We start from the raw sequence: 19,138 nt of genomic DNA, 5'->3' as shown, positions 1-19,138 counted from the left end.
CCCTGTGACAATCGGTGTCTATCGTCTGACGATGAAATCGAATTCCGATAATTTCCGCCAGTCATCTATTCAGGGAGTGATGAAGCGTATCAAGGCCAAAGGCGCCGAGGTCATCATCTATGAGCCTACTCTTGAAGACGGTTCAACATTCTTCGGTTCTCGCGTCGTCAACGATCTTACCGAATTCAAGCGCCTCAGCAACGCCATCATAGCAAACCGCTATGATGTATGTCTGGATGATGCTCAAGGAAAGGTTTATACGAGGGATATTTTTAAGAGGGATTGATCCATATGACAGAATTAAACATACTTTTAAGGTGTCATATGTAAAATCATACACTTTGATGAATCAAAAGTTTTCCAAGGTCCGAGATTCTAATTTTGAATTACTGAGAATCGTTGCAATATCAATGGTTCTCATACTTCATGCTGACTTTTTTTCGCTTGAAGGTCCATCGGCGGCTGACATCATGTCTGATTTGTCAGGATCTTCAATGAGAATTTTAATTCAGGCTTTGACCATATCGGCTGTCGACATATTTGTAATGATATCCGGATATTATGGCATCCAACACTCTAAACACGGAATCTTTAACTTTTTGTTTCAGACGTTCTTCTACCTTATCATAATATATGTTGTTTGTATAGCCTGCGGATTGTCAAAATTAAACATGACCGGAATAAAGGAATTGTTCATGCTGACATCATCCAATTGGTTTCTCAAATCATATATTTTGCTATACATAATTGCGCCAGTACTAAACGCATTCGTCTCGAAAGCCAATAAGCGCCAATTCAAATTCATACTGATATCATACTACGCATTTATTCTGATATGGGGATGGCTATTCCCAACATCTACCGATTATATAGCCGGTGGCTATTCTCCCCTATTTTTTGTATGGCTGTATCTGCTTGCGAGATATATGCGACTTTATTCCTTCCGTCTCACCCAATTGACTTTTGTAACTGCTATTATATTTTACAGCATCACAGCCTTCTTTGTATTATTAATATGTATATCAACCTATTACATAGGGGGGGATGCTGTGTATGGCTATATTCTATTGCAGTATATATCACCCACTACTGTGGCAACAGCAATGTTACTGATCATAGCCACCTCCAAGCTACATATTTCAAGTAAACTGATCAATAGACTTGCCGCCAGCAGCTTTGCAGTCTATTTAGTATGTGTAAACCCAAATCTTTTAACTCCCTATCGCAATTTATTCAGCGACCTTTACCACACCTATTCCGATCTTATGTACTGGCTAATCGTGCTTGGCTTGGTCGCAATCATATATATTGCAATAGCGGTGATCGATACAATCCGAATCTTTTTATGGAAACGCATTGAACTGACGGTTTGAATAATGAAAATAGATAAAAGCCTCTCTATAAAGCTCACCGAAGTGAATGTGGTCATGACAATCTTGATTGTATGGCTTCATATAGCGCCGATTTTTAACCTTCCACAATGGGTGCAACAAATAGCAATCATTGCTGTGCCATGTTTTTGGACAATCTCTGCGTTTCTCTATTTCGCAAGTTTCGATTTCTCCTCTCCCTGGATGAGCTATAAGTCAAGACTGTTCACCCGCGCCCGCACCATCTTAGTCCCATTCATAGTATTCAATATATTCGGACTTCTGTTCAGCCTGGCTTTGTTTCAAATCCATCCTGTCGATTATCATCCATTGGACGGAGTAAATGCGGGCAACTGTCTACAAGCACTATATCATAGCAAATGGAACGGCGCCCTGTGGTATCTGCGAGCTTTGTTTGAATTTGCGCTTATTGCTCCATCAATCGGCTATATCATAAGGGCTACCAAATGGTCAATTCTTCTTGTAGTGCCGATATATCTGCTATGTCAATATGCTCCCTATTCAAGTTTTATCTACTGGATGGTAAATATATTCACAGGTGCCTATATAGCAATCTGGCACGAACAGCTCATTGCTTATTACACACGATACAAAAAGCTATATATCAGCACGTTGATAATCATATTAGGGGGGGGCAACAGCAGCCTGGCATTCAGGCTTTTGCGATGATTATATGATACGAGCTCTCACAGCGCCTACTGTAATATTCCTGATAATGAATATTCATATAATGCCTTCTACCGTGGCACTCGCTCTTGCACCTTACACAATGTTAATTTATTGTCTTCATGGCAATATTATGCGCATCACAAGCAAAATCCCATCAATTTTCGGTGTAAGCTCCGAGTTTGCGGCTTTTGTACTTGCGGTAGCATTAACGATAATTGCGATTGTAATCCTCCAGATATTTCTGAAAAAAAGCCCAAAAACATGGAAACTGATCATGGGGGGCAGATAGGTAAATCTTTATGAGCGAATTCAGACAACACCTCAGACAAGGCCTCCTTTGGACTGCTCTCGACAAGTATTCAGGACAAATTATTGGTATCGGCATATCAATGGTACTGGCTCGATTGCTGACTCCTTATGACTACGGCATCGTAGCCACCGCTTCGGTGATCATCAATTTTCTATCCATCTTTACGAGCATCGGCATAGGGCCTGCCGTGATACAGAAAAAAGATCTGAGCGATGAGGACATCAATCACATCTTCACGTTTACAGTAATCATCGGCTTGGTTTGTGGCTGTATTTGTTTCGGAAGTTCGTGGCTGATAGCTGACTATTACAAGAATCCGATAATTATTCCAGTATTGCAGATACTTGCCATAGGAGTTGTCCTGAGTGCAATCAACATGGTACCGGCAGCGCTGATGTCAAAGTATCTAAGGTTTAGGGAGATGGCAACCCGTAGCCTTGCTTTCCAGATTTTTTTTGGTCTACTCGGCATCGCAGCCGCCTTCTATGGCGCCGGTGTCTATGCCCTGATAGTGCCGCCTATATTCGCATCCATATGCACCTTCCTTTATAACAGCCACTTATACCCTGTAAAATTCAGATTGCATTTCTCTTTGACTCCAATCAAGAAAATATTCTCTTTTTCATCCTATCTTTTCTTATTTGAGCTATTTAACTATTTCTCAAGGAACATTGACAAAATCATCATCGGCCGATATATCTCCGAAAACGCACTTGGCTATTATGAGAAGTCATATCGTCTCATGCAGTTGCCGCTCCAGAACATTACCGCAGTGGTCTATCCTGTATTGCAGCCTGTACTGTCAAACTTGCAAGATAATCCTAAAGAAATCGGAGACAAGTTCGCCAGTATAATATCGATGATCAGTTTGGTGGGATTTCCTTTAAGCGTAATTTTATTCTTCTGCGCTCCGGAAATCATCACCGTTATGTTTGGCGCCCAGTGGATCTCCGCTATCCCAGCATTTAAAATCCTTGCAATATCTGTACCTTTTATACTCATTAACAATCCGACAGGGCCGGTATTTTTGGCATGCAACGCCTCTAAAAGGCTCTTCTATACAGGAGTCATCAACACTTGCATAACCATCTCAGGCTTCGTGATAGCCTCAAGTATCAACAGAACTATCGAGATGATTGCATGGGGCTGGACCATTACAAGTATTATAAATGTACTGAATTCTTACACTCAATTATATGGACGCACAATGAAAATGTCTCCCTTTTGTGTGTTCCGCCATTTCATACATCCTTTAGTTTGCGCCTCACTTCTTATTGCTGCATATATCGGTTACGGCTACATTGTTGTAAAGATACCAGTCTTCCTTAACTTGTGTTTGAAAAGCTTTTTAGGCCTGATTTTGGGCTTGACTTTCTATAATCTCGTTGGAGATATTAACCTCAGGGAGATGACACGCGCACTATGGAATAAGTTTAGGCACAAACATGTAAACTAAAACGACAAATTACAATACAATATGAAAAGTTTACGCAATTTGTACATAAAATATATCATAGGAGGAGCGAAACTCGGCGCTGACACAGCCAACAAGGCTCAGCTCTTTGAGCAAAAGTCCGAAATGCTCAGATATTTTACCCTTCACTCAACCAAATCAGGAATAAGTGATCAAAGGCTGTGTGAGCATGAAGTAATAGTAACACTCACTACTTTCGGTCGCCGCTTATATGATGTCTACCTTGCAATTGAATCAATTATGCAGGGAAGCTTATGCCCCAACCGCATAATTCTTTGGATTGCTGAGGATATGCGGGGCAAAGTCCTCCCAATAACATTGCAAAAACAAATGGCTCGTGGCCTTGAAATTGAATATACCACTGACATACGATCTTACAAAAAACTGGTCCCGACACTTGTAAAATATCCAGATGCCGTCTGCGTCACCATCGATGATGATCTTATTTATAACTTCGACTTGCTGGAAAACCTCATCAATGCCTATAATGAGGTTCCCAACTGCATCCATGCCTGCAGAGTACACCACATCAAAGTTGATGACAATGGCTATCCGGTACACTACAACGGCTGGGACTGGGGCGCGGGGTCCGAAGAAGCTACCAAATATAACTTTGCCACCACCGGAGGAGGCGTTCTTTATCCGCCTCACAGCCTTAGTCCGCACGTAACTGATTCAGAGGCTTTCACACGGCTCTCCCCGATGGCAGATGATGTGTGGTTCTACGCAATGGCCCTTCTGAACGGATATAGGGTAAAGAAATGTTTTACCCGAAACAGTTCGGGCGAAGACTACATCCAGAACGATAGCGTACAGGCAGTATCGCTTAATTCCACCAATGTAGCCCAGTGTAAGAACGATGAGCAGATTAGAGCTGTATTTCAGGCCTATGGCATATACGATATTCTCAAATCAGATCTTAAATAATGACAGCGGTATATATACTGATAAGCAACGGTGATGACTTATTTTATGAACAGTTATTGGTGTCGCTTTACTCGCTGAGAATGCACAATCCAGAGCTGAATGTGGTAGTCTTGGTCGATGAAAAAACGGAGAGGACACTACATGGCAAACGTTCAAAAGTTCGGGAACTGGCAAATGAAATAAAAGTTGTGGAAGTACCTGAAGAATACAATTCCAAAGAACGGTCACGGTATATAAAAACCACCTTCCGTAACTACCTCTCAGGCAACCTGCTTTTTATCGACACAGATACCGTCATCACAGACAATCTCAGAGATGTTGAAAATACCAACGCTGACATGGCATGTGTGCTGGACTATCATGCAACTTTGGACCAACAGTTAGATGGGGACAAAATCAGACAGAATGTACAGTCAATATTCAATGAGAATATATCGGATGAAAATATTTATTTCAATTCTGGAGTGATATGGCTCAAGGATACTCCTGCAGTCAGGAGCTTGTTTGACCAGTGGAATCACTATTGGAAAATAGCTGCCTTTGAAGCAGGAAAATGTTTTGACCAGCCCGCACTGATGATAGCCAACAGAAAGTGCGGTCACATAATCGGCGAGCTTGACGGAACATATAACTGCCAAATTCTAACCAGTGTACGATATCTTCACAAAGCCAAAATTATACATTTTTTCAACAACGTATGGCAGGGCAAAGAGCAACTGTCTCCTTTCTTAGGACATGAGCTATATGAGGAGATTAAACGGACAGGAGAAATATCACCTGAAACAAAAGAGTTGATTGCGAACTGCAAATCATCTTTTTATGCTCCGACTTATTTTATTTGTAAAGAGCAAGTTGAATTTATGAATGACATTGTTGGAGCAACCTGTTTTTCGTCATACCTCCAGAAAAATCTCTCCTATCGCGCCATCAGATTGTTCTGCCAACTCAGATATAATATTGCCAAAATTTTATCGAGAAAATAATGAGACACGCTTATTGCATCATAGCGCACTCTAATCCTCAACAACTGTGGCATCTCATTGATTTACTGGATGATGAGCGCAATGATATCTACATCCACGTCGATCAAAAGGTTGATATTCAAGCATTTACCCCCCCCCCTGCCGCAAATATCTAAGCAAGATAGAGTTTATCAGTAAAAGGGTAAAAGTATATTGGGGACATTATTCGCAAATCGTATGCGAGCTCAATCTGCTTGAATCGGTTCTTACTTCTGGAATGGAATACAGCTACATTCATCTTATATCGGGTGTCGACATGCCTCTCAAAACCCAAGATGAAATTCATGACTTTTGCGACAAGCATATGGGCAACGAGTTCATACAGTTCGACAACTCAGACTTCAATCTCCGCGATCTGAAAGAGAAAACTGAATACCCCTATTATTGGGGGCGACATCTGCGACTTGACGGATTATATTCGAAGACAGTAGGTCGCATCATGTTCCATATTTCCCGAATGATAGTCAAAGGACTTAGACTTAGATCACACTATGATATTGAGCTACACAAAGGCCCCCAGTGGTTCAGCATCACGAAAGGGCTGGCACATTGGCTTGTAAATAACAGAAAAGATATCCTGAAAACGTTCAAGCATGTCTGGTGTCCTGATGAAATGATGGTGCAGACTTTCACTTTGATCTCGCCTTTCGCCAACAACATCTCGTCACGAGGAAATCTTAGGAAAATAGACTGGGAACGTGGCGCGCCATATACTTGGCAAGACGGCGATTTTGACGAACTAATAAATTCGGATGCAATGTTTGCCCGAAAATTTGCAATGCAGCAAACCCCTGAATTAATAAACAAACTGACAAAATATCTCAGACAATGCCATTAATCAGCTTTGTCATTCCGGTTTATAATGTGGCGCCATATGTGCGCGAATGTTTGGAGTCCGTTATCAGGCAAGAATTTAAGGACTATGAGGTGTGTGTCGTCGATGACGGAAGCACAGACGGAAGTAGTGCCATATGCGATGAATATGCCGCGGCTTACCCCGGACTGTTCAAGCTCAGACATCAACCCAATCAGGGCGTGTCGGTAGCTCGTAACAATGCCTTGGATATGGCTACGGGTCAATATATCTGGTTCGTTGATGCCGACGATTACATCCTTCCAGGCTCGCTTTGCTATATTTCCGAAATCCTCCGGCAGTCAGGATGCGACACCTTATTCTTCGGCGACGAATCTTTTGCCGCAGATACAGCATCAGAATATAAGATAATCAATGACCGCAATGATTTTCTGTATCGGTGCACCTGTTTCTGCAACCCGTTGATGATCTTCAGCCGTGAGATTATTGCTCGAAATGACATTCAGTTTCCAGTAGGTATCCGCATGGGTGAGGATCTTGAATTTCAATACAATTACCTGATTCATTCCCGCAAACTTGCAACGACCCCATTCGGTTTCTATCATATCCGTGAGCGTGAGGGATCAGCAAGCCGCAGCGCTTCGTCTGCAGCAGCCAACTATGCCGGAGCCAAACACTTGCTTGACATTATGGTTAGAACTCTCACTCCTGCGATAGTCAGAGACAATTTGTGGCTTGAGCAACGTTTGTCCGAACGCCTCAAAGCCCTGCTACAATCCGCTTTAAAAGCAAAAGTAACAACTGTCAATGAACTCACGATCTCGTTTAGACACTACCTTAAAGAATTAAGGCAACTTGGATTCAACAATATCGGCAACGGTTCCCTTGGAATTGCAAGAATAAACGTAAAGTTCTATTATACAATCTATCGAATAATCTACAACATACGAAGCAAATGAGAGAAAAGACATATGTGGTCAACATGGTAAAAGATGTTGGCAAGAAGACGGCAATGGAAGCCCAACTGGCCTCTCACCCAGAATTGGACTGGCAGTTTTGGATAGCCGTAGAAGGTCGCAAACTCACACCCGAACAGCAGTCCGAGATGATACTGCCGGCGTTCAAAGAGCGCTACGGTCGACTCGCCTCTCTTCCCGCTGCCGGCTGTTCGCTTAGCCATATAAGCATCTATCGTGACATGGTAGCCAACGACATTAGCCATGCCTTGATTCTCGAAGATGACGCACGCCTGCAGTCAGACTTGCATTTAGACGAAATCAAGACCTTGCTCGAAACAGACCGCCCAGTGGCAGTTCTGCTAACCCCAGATTTCTGGCACACCACTACTCCTATATCAAAGATTGACAACAAGCATAGAATCTTTCCAGTATATGATGGCTATATGACCTCTGGCTATATGATAAACAAAGCTGCTGCCAGGCTACTGATCAAACACATTTATCCGGTTCAATACACCGCCGATGCCTGGGAAATATTCATATCTTTTGGACTCCACTTATTTGGAGTGGTTCCACACATGATCAGTTATCCTGAAGGTCTTGGAGAAATTGGTCTTTCTCAAAAAAATAACGACGAGCCTATTATTCTCAAGATAAGGCATTTTTGTGGTCGACAAAAAGCAAAATTGTATTCTTCTATACTCTATTTGAGAGGATATCGTCATTCTGCCCGTATGTGGTAGGAATTATAATCTCACATATTATCTATGCGTGGCCGACAATACCTTTATCATTTTGATGTGATGAAAGGCATTGCTATAATACTTGTTGTAATGGGACATGTAATGCTTTTTTCATTTGACATTAACCCCTCAGAACCATCAAAGTTTATATATTTCAATATGCCACTGTTCTTCTATATCTCAGGTTACTTGGCATATAAGAATTTTTATACTTTGCACGAACTTGGGAAACGTATTCTGCAGCGCGGTATTGTTCTGCTCTTTCCCTACCTCATATTTCTTTGTCTTTACGAGATATTCTCAAAGGGCACTGACTGGAATCTGTCAATAATCTACTGCGGAGGACAGCGCTACTGGTTCTTATACGACCTGTTTATCATCTCGACGTTCTTTCTTGTTTATGAATACTTGATAAAACGAGTCCGCAGCAACTTCGCATACGTTACTCTCTGGATATTGCCCTACTTTTTCCTGATAGCGGCTAAAACAGGAGCCGCGAAAATAGGGGGGGGGCTGACAGTCAAGCTGTTATCGCCGGTTTTGTCAACTATTACCGTTATTTTCTAATAGGCTATATTTGCAAAAAATACGTACGCTTCAACGATCTGCTTTTTGACAATAAACTCATAGGAGCTTTCGCTTTTTTCGCCTACATCCTTAACTGGTATTTTTTTGAATTCCATAACATAGCCCTGATATTTCTGGGAACTTTGGGAGGCATCATTGTCGTTCAGTCGTTTGTAAAAAACTACATACCTGCAGAAGGCGCTGTCGGCAAACTACTGATTTACATAGGCAAATGTAGTTTGGGCATATATGTTATTCACTATTTCTTTATCCCTGATATATCAGGAGTGATCGGCAACTTTCTCGACTGTGGAAATCCGTTCATATGGCAACTGACATTTGCGATGATTATAGCTGTGCCCATAGTCGCCGCAAGCATATTTGTATACAAACTGATGGAGATGAATAAGTGGCTCTACTTCATCTTCTTCGGCAAAAAAATTGATAAATAGCTGATGTCAAATAAGCGTTATTATATCTGCGTCACTCCCTTTTTCCCCACTCCGGGGAACTGGAGAGGAGCATATGTATTCGATCAAGTCAAAGCCATTGAGCGTCAATCGGATTATCGAGTACTGGTGTTTGTGCCTTGTGGCTTTTTTGAAAAGCCATCTTCATTCAAAATTGACGGTTTAACAGTCCACCGCATCCCATGCTTACAGATGCCAAGTTATTTTTTCAACGGCATGTCAGGCGGTCTGAATGGACAGAGCCTGATACGTCGGCTCAAAGCCATCCATATCGATCCCGATGATATTGCGGTATGCCACTGTCACACTGCCGGCTTCGCTTGTTTTGCAACCGCGATAAAGCATCTTAATCCACATGTCAAAACAGTGTTGCAATATCATGACCTCGACCCTTTTCAGATTCGTTGCGGCAAATTTGCGACATGGCGTCCCAACGTGACCTATCGCGTTAAAAAGTTTACCAGTCAGTTCAAAAACATAGATCTGCACCTATGTATCAGTGAGCACACACGATATAATCTTCTGAATTTTCCCACTCCCCACCCAGATGAATGTTATGCTCCGTATCTGACCGCCCTCCACTCGGCAAAACATCTAATGGTACCACGAAATATCAATACCTATGTACTTTACAACGGAGTAGACACCACGGTCTTTCGCAAACTGCCCACACAGACCGATCATTCAGTTTTCAAAATCGGATGTATTGCCAATTTCAATGATCTTAAAGACCACATCACTTTAATAAAGGCCGTTGAACAGATAGTGAAACACCAATCCGATATACCTCTTCTGGTGTCTTTTGTAGGTAGTGGGCCTACACTTGTCTCCTGTCGCGAATATATTTCCAAACATCAGCTCAACCGATATTTCGAATTTGTCTGCGAAATGCCACACGAGTCGTTACCCGAATATTTCAATACTTTGGATCTGTTCGTTCTTCCGAGCTATTTTGAGGGTTTCGGCTGTGTATATACCGAAGCCGCCGCATGCGGAGTTCCCTTTATCGGATGTATCAATCAGGGTTACTCAGAATATGTTCCCGAAGCCGATCGCAGCAAATGGCTGATTAAGCCACATGATTACAAAACCTTGGCCACGTTGATTAGCCGGCAAATAAAAGAACCGATCACTCAACCATTAAAATACACATACGACATTGATAAACTGATAACTCAGTATTTGAACTATCTAAAAAATTTAAATTTAGAAAGTCGGATATGATGAACTTTATTATCTGATTTATATTCATGATATTTCCAATAACGAACTGGGCTGTTCCCATATATGAGTACCTAAAAGGCATCAATAAAATAGTCTTATTGTTTATTTGCGCCGAACTTACTAAAATAGTTGGTTTTTTGCCACCCATTTCAAGTACTATTATTTACGGCATAATCATAATATATGCCATCCATTGTCTTTTGCATACAAAAAATTATGAATCAATCTATTTAGGACTGTTATTGTACATTCCATTGCAAATATTGATAACATCTCCTAATGTAATGTTCAGCCCTTGGCAAAGATACATTTTATTTGCCATAATTATTATCACGTGCAGCGGAATGTGCCAAAGTGAAATATTAAGATCCGAAAGAGGTAGAATTTTTGAAATTATCTGCTTTTCCTGCGCTATTATCGGAGTCGGGTCCTTTTTTGCACGTTTTCTGGGCATAAACTATATGCAGGTAAACGGTATTACAGATTTATCAAGAGCTGGAATATTCGGAGGATTAGCTTCCCATTCTATGTTGTTGGGACCAACTGCAGGGGTCGGCTCATTATATATTGTCAATAAAGCCTTAGAAAATAAAAGTGTTTTTTTGTTTGCTTGCTCAATACTCTGTTTGGCAAGCGTTTTATTTGCATCTTCTCGTTCTGCTTTTCTATCCACAATCGCGGCCGGATTTGTATATCTCCATTTTAAGACTGCTAATTTAGGAACATTTTTCAAGTATTTCGTGGCCATTTTCATTTTATTGGCATGCAGTATACCTCTTTGGCAAGGCGCCATGAATGGACTAATTGAAAAACAGAATGGGAATGTGGTTGCTGGAAGCACGTTCGCATCAAGGGAAGATAAATGGGATCAACGATTCGAAGAATTTAAAAGCAATCCTATTTGTGGTTATGGCTTTGTGTCTGTCGATCCAACAAACAAAGATAACTCTATCGGAGCAGGAGGACAATCAGTTGAACCAGGCTCCTCTTGGTTAAGCGTTTTGTCTATGACTGGAATAATCGGTCTTATTTTTATTGGTAGTATCTATGTGGAAGCACTCCTCGCTGTAGCAAAAAATTCGCGTAACCCGTTTTTATTTGGTGTTATAACGCTACTAACTGTAAATATGTTCACCGAAGGTTATATCTTTTTTGGAGGAAGTTTTCTTTCCTTTTTATTTTGGATAACCATAGGAGTTTGTAGAGATCAAAAATATCTACCAATTGAAAATCTCACAAATGCCCCCAATGATAATTATTAAGTATGAAAAATAGAATTTTATGGATTGATAACGCCAGAGGGATTTCCTTATTATGTGTAATAGCACATCATACTGGAATTGCCGAAATATGGTTAACAAAGGCTTATTTACCAGTTTTTTTAACTGTTTTTTTCTTTATAAGCGGTTTCTTATTCAACACACCGAATAAATACCATCACATTTCGCAAAAGGCATTGAATATATTTACATCTTTAATCATACCTTATTGCATATATTGTTGCCTAACATCTATTTTTAATTTTTTTATTGGAGAATATGAAGGATTTGCTACAGACATCAAGATATCTTTACTCGGTATTAAATCATGGTTTATATCCGCTCTTGTCATCATAGAACTATTGGGTTTATGCATTTTATGGGCATCCAAAAGGTATGGTAGAGTCATAAATTTTGCATGTCCATTTTTATTCATGTTCATATATTTTGTTTTACCTGATTTAGACCATTATATCTGGAATTTAAAAAATGCGATGTTTGCTGGAGTATACTTTACGATCGGAATGATTTGTCGCGATTATAATATTACCTCACATTTTTTACGCAACAAAGTTGGACTATCACTGATGATGATATACATCTGTTTTGTGTCTGCAGACATTCATTGGAATCTAAACTCTGGCAATTTCAATGAGTCGTTTACAAATTATCCATTTTTCATAATAGAATCCTTTTTGGGTGTGCCTGCATTTATATGGTTATGTTCAAAATTTAGGCGATATAACAAATTAATCCTCTTCATCGGTTCTAACTCTCTCTTATATTATTATCTGCAATCGGTAACGATACGCAACATATGGTCCTTCATAAATCATCTCAATATCGATTTGCCTCAATTTGTGGAATTCGTGGTTATTATGTTATATACAAGTCTATTGATTTCAATCCCAGTAATTTTGATTAATCGATATTTCCCGATATTCTCAGGTAAATATCGAATTAATATCAAGGATTTAAGTATTAATCACCTCGCAAAATAACGACAATCTTCACAAGGATGATAATGAAACTTGTAATTTATTCAATAATACTCAACAACCATCAGGCCTGTGTTGCTGATGAACTGTGGGAGTTGACCAACCATAGTTATTGCTTTGTTGAACTTGTCAAACCCAATGACAGCAACAAAAAGGGGGGTACAAAAAACTACAGAAATCGCCCCTATCTATTGTGTGCTTGGGAATCAGACGAAAGCTATTGTAAGGCGATGAAACTGGCTATGACAGCCGAATGCTGCATTTTCTCCGGCCTGCCTGCGCTACCGTTTGAAAAAGCCCGTTTGAAAAAAGGACTACTATCATTCGACATGAGCGAACGATGGCTGAAAAAAGGATGGATAAACCTATTTTCTCCAACGATTTTACATATGTTCCTAACCTACCATTTTGGTGGATGGAAGCACAAACCTCTTTATAAACTTTGTTGCAGCGCATTTGCCGCAGAAGATCAGTTCAAGCTGTTTACATTCAGGGATAAATGCTATAAGTGGGGGTATTTTACCAGTGTAAATAACTTTGATGATGAAGTTATTCAGCAGTCTATTTCATCAGGATCTTCCATAAAGCTTATGTGGTGTGCGAGGTTTCTCACTTGGAAACATCCCGAACTTCCTGTGTTGATGGCGCATCGTCTCAAGCAAAAAGGTCTAAATTTCATACTTGACATGTACGGCGAGGGTAAGCTCAAGAACAGTTCCATTAAGTTGGTAAAAAAACTCGGAGTCGATGACGTAGTGCGATTCATCGACAACAAACCCAACGATGAACTGATTGCTGATATGCGTAAGCATAACATCTTCATTTTTACTTCCGATCGTAATGAGGGATGGGGAGCTGTAGCCAACGAAAGTATGGCAGCAGGTTGCGTCCTTGTGGCAAGTGACGACATAGGAAGTACCCCATACCTTATTGATGCAGGGAAGACAGGATTCTCATTCCGTAGCCCTGTATCCTCGTCAGGATTTGATAATCCCGACATCAACGCTCTCGACGATCTATGTCAAAAAGTGGAATGGCTTTTCAAGAATCCAGATCAAAGGCGCAAAATGGCTTACTACTCAATCTCAAAAATGAGATTGGAATATAGCCCACGTATCGTTGCCGCACGATTGTTGCAACTGATTGAAAATCTAAGATCGGGAAAGGATTCTCCCTACGAAGATGGCCCCTGTTCCAAAGCTTAAATTAATAAACCCAAATATGAAAATACTACATACAATAGAAGGTCTCGGTGCCAAGTTCGGTGGCATAGCGACATGTACCTATGATCTTCTGAACGCAATGCAGAATCCAATAGATTCCGTTAGAATCCTTTCTCCGGATCTCCGGGACAAAAATGATACAAATCTTGGCACTGACGCCAAATGGGCTATGACCTATTCTAATGACGGAATCGGACCGTTCAACTACTCGCCAAATCTCAAAAAAATCCTATATTCCACAGAATATGACATTTATCATGCAAACGGGATGTGGCAATACATTGTACATGAAACGTGCAAATGTGCGCGTTCTAAACTCAAACCTTACGTCCTTACACCTCATGGAATGCTTTACCCAGAAACCATGCGCCGAAGTTATTGGAAGAAATGGCCGTTGCTAAAACTGTGGTTCAATAATGATATTTTAAGGGCTACTTGTATACACGCCACATGTGAGACAGAAATGATTCATCTGAGAGAGTTGGGGTATCGTGGATCAATTGCATTGATTGGCAATCCTGTCCCTGTGAACGCAGAAATCACTAAAATATTCGAAGATCGTGCTAATAATAACTCTTTAATGCAAAATGCACAAACAAGGAAACTTGGATTCCTGGGACGATTACATCCAAGAAAGAATTGTGAAGCACTTCTTAAAGCAGTGGCACTTCGTCCTGATGCAAATATCTCAGTAAGCATCTTAGGTTCAGGAGATAAGAATTATGCACGCTATCTTGTTGATATGTCTCAATACCTTGGAATTACTAATAAAGTGGAGTTTTGCGGATTCGTCTCTGGCCGAACTAAGTATGATAAACTTGCAGAATTGTCAGCTTTATTTGTACCTAGCGACATGGAGAACTTCGGCATGATTGTCCCTGAAGCACTTCTTGTTGGTACTCCTGTCATGGCAAGCCAAGGCACTCCTTGGAAATCGCTTAATGAACACCACTGTGGCTGGTGGACTGAAAACTCATCAGAATCTATTGCTTCTGTGATAGACAAAATATGCGCCACCTCACCTCAAGAACTATTCGAAATGGGTCGCCGCGGCCGAGAGATGGTACTCGAAAATTTCGAGGCAAACAAGGTAGCTAAAAAGATGCTCAATATGTATAAATGGCTTCTTTTGGGTGGTGTCAAACCTGATTTTATCTATGAAAACTAATCTCAGCCAATATGATAATTCCTGGTATAATCCAGGGGGCTCTTCTATCAAACGTATTAGCTGGTATTTTATCAACGTCATCTTTCTAAAAAACCATCTTAATCCGCTTTCAAGATTCAAGGTGAAACTATTGCGACTTTTCGGGGCTAAGATTGGGAAAGGCGTTGTTATTAAACCAGGCATCAACATCAAATATCCTTGGCTACTTGAAATAGGCGATTACTCATGGATTGGCGAAGACGTATGGATTGACAATTTAGCACCAGTAACAATTGGTCATAATTGCTGTATAAGTCAAGGTGCGATGTTGCTATGTGGAAATCATAATTATAAATTACCAACATTTGATTTAATAGTCAAGCCAATAAACATCGCGGACGGAGCTTGGGTAGGAGCTAAATCCACTGTATGCCCTGGTGTAAATGTAGGAGAGAATACACTTTTATCAGTCGGCTCGATAGCCACAAAAGATCTTGAACCTAATAAAATTTATCAAGGCATTCCGGCTGTAATCAAAGGTGAGCGAATATGATTCCCAATGTTATTAAATAACATATCACACACAATATTTAACCTCAATGAAAATCTCCATCATCACCGCCACATACAACAGCGGTGCGACACTGCGCGACACAATGGAGTCAGTGTTGCGACAGACTTACACACAGATCGAACACATCATAGTCGACGGCGCCTCCACAGACAACACAATGGACATCGTCCGTGAACTTGAACCACTCTACCAAGGCCGTCTGCGCTACGTCAGCGAACCCGACCGCGGCATCTACGACGCCATGAACAAAGGCATCGCAATGGCCTCAGGCGACATCATCGGTATCCTCAACTCCGACGACTTCTTCACCGCCGACACCATCGTGGCCACCCTTGCAGCCGAACTCGCCGATCAGGAAATCGATGCCGTCTATGCCGACGTCCACTACGTCGACGACTCCGACCTCAGCCGCAGCGTCCGCTACTATTCCTCCCGTACCTTCCGCCCCTGGATGATGAAACTCGGCTTCCAGCCCGCCCATCCCACCTTCTACTGCCGCAAGAGCGTCTACGACCGCCACGGTAGCTTCGACATCAACTTCCGCGTTGCCGCTGACTTTGAACACCTCCTTCGTCTGATCTACATCCAGCGCATCCCAACCCGCTACATCCCGCTTGACTGCGTGGCCATGCGCACCGGCGGCGCCTCCACCTCCGGTCTCAAAAGCCACCTGCGCATCCTCTCAGACCACCTCAAGGCCTACCGCAAAAACGGCGTCAACTCTAACCTCTTCCTCGACGCTTCCCGCTACGTCTACAAGGCAAGCGAAGTCCTCAACTCAAAAGTCAACAATATTCGGAACCGCAATAACCGCATCCTGACAGAGTGATGACCTCTCTACCGCCTGAAATCGCGAATAGAATTGAGTTCCTCTCCTCTTCTCAATTCAAAAACCGCATTTCAGTCACATCCATCATAAACTGGCTTGGGAATTTCGAATCCGCCGAAATCCCGGTGGCACTCATGAATGATTGTTGTGCAGAATAATGTTCATTAATTCAATCAAACCGGAAACAGGCAAAAAGATGCTTGACATCTTCAATAATCTTTCATGGCTGTAACAACAGTCGCATTGGAAAAAATTAAATCAAAATAGTAACTAAATACAATATATTATGTGTGGAATTGTAGGATATATCGGCCATCGTGAGTCCTATCCGATCCTTATTAACGGTCTTCACCGTCTGGAATACCGAGGTTATGATAGTGCCGGAGTCGCACTGATCGATTCTGGGAGCAATCTCAACATCTATAAGTCAAAAGGCAAAGTCAACGATCTTGAAAGCGTCTGTTCATCGAGAAACATAAGCGGATCGGTCGGAATTGCCCACACCCGCTGGGCTACCCACGGAGAGCCGAACGACATAAACGCACATCCACACGTTGGTAACGCCAGCAATATTGCAATGGTCCATAACGGCACCATTGAGAATTATGCCGTCCTCAAAGAATTTCTTATCAACAACGGATACACATTTCAGAGCGAAACCGATACCGAAGTCCTTGTATGCCTGATCGAACATATTCACACGTCAAATAACTGTTCGCTCTATGAAGCGACCCGCCAGGCTCTCCAGCGAGTGGTCGGTGCATTCGCCATTGCAGTTATAGACCGTAGGAATCCCGACACTGTTATCTGCGCCCGTCGAAGCTCTCCGCTTGCAATTGGCTTAGGTGACGATGAATTCTTTATGGCCTCTGATGCCTCACCAATCATAGAATACACCAATCGCATCATATATCTTGACGATGATCAGATTGCAATTATCCGCCGTGGAACTGCCATTGAAGTCTTCAACCTCGATAATGAGGCAGTCAGCCCATCTGTTCAGCAGATAGATCTCGACATAGCACAACTTGAGAAAGGAGGCTATCCACATTTCATGCTTAAGGAAATAATGGAACAGCCGGCTACAATCCGAGACTGTATACGAGGCCGCATCTATGACAACGGCACCAAGATATTCCTCAACGGAGTCAACCACTTCAAAGAAAAATTTCTCAACGTCAATCGCATCGTAATCGTTGCCTGCGGGACATCATGGCACGCCTCTCTAATCGGCAAACGCATGTTCCAGGAACTGGCCCATATCCCTGTTACAGTAGAATATGCCAGTGAATTCCGTTACGGCACATCTCTTCTCACTCCCAATGATATCGTGATCGCTGTTTCTCAATCAGGCGAGACAGCTGACACTCTCGCTGCCATCAAGATGGCCCATGAAAGTGGTGCTTTCGTCTATGGTATCTGCAATGTTATAGGATCCTCAATCTCCCGTGAAGCCGACACCGGTACCTATATCCACGTTGGCCCGGAAATAGGAGTCGCATCGACCAAAGCCTTCACAGGCCAAGTGACCGTCCTTGCAATGCTCGCCGTAGCCGTCGGAAATCTCAGAGGAACAATCAGTGATGCTGAGGTCAGCCAGATAGCGACAGCAATCAGCAACCTGCCAGAACTGATAGGCAAAACACTCAATCTCAACGAAAAGATTGAAGACTTGTCCAAAATATACACTTACGTACACAACTTTCTTTACCTTGGACGTGGCTACAATTATCCAACAGCACTTGAAGGTGCATTGAAACTCAAAGAAATCAGTTACATACATGCCGAAGGTTATCCGGCTGCAGAAATGAAGCACGGACCGATAGCCCTGATCGATGAAATGATGCCCACAGTAGTCATCGCTCCTCAAGATGATCTCCATGATAAAATCATATCCAATATCCAACAGGTAAAAGCTCGTGGAGGCAAAGTTATTGCCGTCATTAATGAAAATGACCGTGAAATCTCGCAAATAGCCGATGATATTCTTGAAATACCATCTGTCCCGGACTGCATATCTCCAATAATATCCTCGATTCCTCTCCAACTGCTTGCCTACCACATTGCCATCCGCAAAGGATGCAACGTCGACATGCCACGCAACCTTGCCAAATCCGTGACCGTAGAATAATTCCACTGTCAGATACAGCCAAAAACATAACTCATCCTAACTTGATTCCGTTCCATCCGGAGGAATCTATTAAGCCTCGGTTTGCCATCTCAACGCAAACGAGGCTTTTTTATTACTGCCCAGTAAAACTCAGATAACTCAACAAATTATGGCTCGAACGCTGATTTTACGGTGTTCGAGCCATACTTTATTGCACTATTTGAGTTTTATCGGACAGCAATAGTTTAGAATTATTACTGTCCGCTAAACTTTTTTTGAGCGATTGAAAAATTAGGGCTGACACCTATTGCAGGAGTCAGCCCTAAATGGTTATTTTGGTGTCGCCAAACAATCCATGAATAACCATGAGTAAAAGTAGTAATTTCTTCGGACAGCCGATATATGGACAGCTGATAAAATCACTCAAT

The 19,138-nt window shown here is 41.9% G+C and carries 19 protein-coding genes; all 19 read left to right on the top strand.

All coding sequences use genetic code 11. From position 1 onward, the window contains the following. The coding region (locus tag C5O23_RS12930) for a UDP binding domain-containing protein (protein WP_275541779.1) at positions 1 to 286 on the top strand (286 nt) is incomplete at its 5' end. Then, positions 222 to 1,373 carry an acyltransferase family protein gene (locus C5O23_RS12925; protein WP_107033338.1) on the top strand — a complete coding sequence of 384 codons (1,152 nt, stop codon included), beginning with the start codon at positions 222 to 224 and terminating at the stop codon, positions 1,371 to 1,373. The genes C5O23_RS12930 and C5O23_RS12925, both read left to right, overlap by 65 nt. Positions 1,374 to 1,376: 3 nt before the next feature. After that, a complete protein-coding gene (locus tag C5O23_RS12920) occupies positions 1,377 to 2,060 on the top strand; it encodes an acyltransferase family protein (protein WP_107033337.1) in 684 nt (227 codons plus the stop codon). Positions 2,061 to 2,359: 299 nt separating this feature from the next. Next, entirely contained in the window at positions 2,360 to 3,826 is a 1,467-nt protein-coding gene (locus C5O23_RS12910) for a lipopolysaccharide biosynthesis protein (RefSeq protein ID WP_107033335.1), read from the top strand. A 348-nt stretch (positions 3,827 to 4,174) separates the two neighbouring features. Continuing rightward, entirely contained in the window at positions 4,175 to 4,771 is a 597-nt protein-coding gene (locus C5O23_RS12905) for a hypothetical protein (protein ID WP_133166572.1), read from the top strand. Beyond that, complete coding sequence (locus C5O23_RS12900) at positions 4,771 to 5,754, top strand: glycosyltransferase (RefSeq protein WP_107033333.1); 984 nt, start codon at positions 4,771 to 4,773, stop codon at positions 5,752 to 5,754. Before C5O23_RS12905 ends, C5O23_RS12900 begins: the two co-directional genes overlap by 1 nt. A gap of 124 nt (positions 5,755 to 5,878) precedes the next feature. After that, a complete protein-coding gene (locus C5O23_RS12895; RefSeq protein WP_107033332.1) occupies positions 5,879 to 6,631 on the top strand; it encodes a beta-1,6-N-acetylglucosaminyltransferase in 753 nt (250 codons plus the stop codon). Continuing rightward, positions 6,622 to 7,566, top strand: coding sequence for a glycosyltransferase family 2 protein (locus C5O23_RS12890; protein WP_107033331.1), 945 nt, complete (start codon positions 6,622 to 6,624; stop codon positions 7,564 to 7,566). The genes C5O23_RS12895 and C5O23_RS12890 overlap by 10 nt, the downstream gene beginning before the upstream one ends. Continuing rightward, positions 7,563 to 8,309, top strand: a complete 747-nt coding sequence (locus C5O23_RS12885) for a glycosyltransferase family 25 protein (RefSeq protein ID WP_107033330.1) — start codon at positions 7,563 to 7,565, stop codon at positions 8,307 to 8,309. The genes C5O23_RS12890 and C5O23_RS12885 overlap by 4 nt, the downstream gene beginning before the upstream one ends. Positions 8,310 to 8,369: 60 nt before the next feature. Next, positions 8,370 to 8,876 (top strand): acyltransferase family protein, encoded by a 507-nt coding sequence (locus C5O23_RS12880; RefSeq protein ID WP_161553614.1) that lies wholly within the window; start codon positions 8,370 to 8,372, stop codon positions 8,874 to 8,876. Continuing rightward, positions 8,840 to 9,328 (top strand): acyltransferase family protein, encoded by a 489-nt coding sequence (locus C5O23_RS14695; RefSeq protein WP_410520474.1) that lies wholly within the window; start codon positions 8,840 to 8,842, stop codon positions 9,326 to 9,328. The genes C5O23_RS12880 and C5O23_RS14695 overlap by 37 nt, the downstream gene beginning before the upstream one ends. Before the next feature lie 3 nt (positions 9,329 to 9,331). Next, positions 9,332 to 10,570, top strand: coding sequence for a glycosyltransferase family 4 protein (locus tag C5O23_RS12870; protein WP_107033327.1), 1,239 nt, complete (start codon positions 9,332 to 9,334; stop codon positions 10,568 to 10,570). Between the two features lie 461 nt (positions 10,571 to 11,031). Further along, positions 11,032 to 11,832, top strand: a complete 801-nt coding sequence (locus C5O23_RS14355; protein ID WP_161553613.1) for an O-antigen ligase family protein — start codon at positions 11,032 to 11,034, stop codon at positions 11,830 to 11,832. Positions 11,833 to 11,834: 2 nt separating this feature from the next. Then, a complete protein-coding gene (locus tag C5O23_RS14690; RefSeq protein WP_107033325.1) occupies positions 11,835 to 12,830 on the top strand; it encodes an acyltransferase family protein in 996 nt (331 codons plus the stop codon). 23 nt (positions 12,831 to 12,853) lie between these two features. Beyond that, positions 12,854 to 14,032 (top strand): glycosyltransferase, encoded by a 1,179-nt coding sequence (locus tag C5O23_RS12855; RefSeq protein WP_107033340.1) that lies wholly within the window; start codon positions 12,854 to 12,856, stop codon positions 14,030 to 14,032. 16 nt (positions 14,033 to 14,048) lie between these two features. Beyond that, positions 14,049 to 15,218, top strand: a complete 1,170-nt coding sequence (locus C5O23_RS12850) for a glycosyltransferase (protein WP_107033339.1) — start codon at positions 14,049 to 14,051, stop codon at positions 15,216 to 15,218. Further along, positions 15,208 to 15,750: a putative colanic acid biosynthesis acetyltransferase gene (locus C5O23_RS12845; protein WP_107033324.1), complete on the top strand. Its 543-nt coding sequence runs from the start codon at positions 15,208 to 15,210 to the stop codon at positions 15,748 to 15,750. The genes C5O23_RS12850 and C5O23_RS12845 overlap by 11 nt, the downstream gene beginning before the upstream one ends. 46 nt (positions 15,751 to 15,796) lie before the next feature. Next, a complete protein-coding gene (locus C5O23_RS12840; protein WP_107033323.1) occupies positions 15,797 to 16,600 on the top strand; it encodes a glycosyltransferase family 2 protein in 804 nt (267 codons plus the stop codon). Between the two features lie 286 nt (positions 16,601 to 16,886). Continuing rightward, positions 16,887 to 18,731: a glutamine--fructose-6-phosphate transaminase (isomerizing) gene (gene glmS / locus C5O23_RS12835; protein WP_107033322.1), complete on the top strand. Its 1,845-nt coding sequence runs from the start codon at positions 16,887 to 16,889 to the stop codon at positions 18,729 to 18,731. Positions 18,732 to 19,138: the final 407 nt, after the last annotated feature.

The sequence above is a fragment of the Duncaniella muris genome, from assembly GCF_003024805.1.
In the GTDB taxonomy this organism is placed as follows: domain Bacteria; phylum Bacteroidota; class Bacteroidia; order Bacteroidales; family Muribaculaceae; genus Duncaniella; species Duncaniella muris.
The sequence above is the reverse complement of the archived record's forward strand: the minus strand, read 5'-3'. Positions and strand labels throughout refer to the sequence as shown.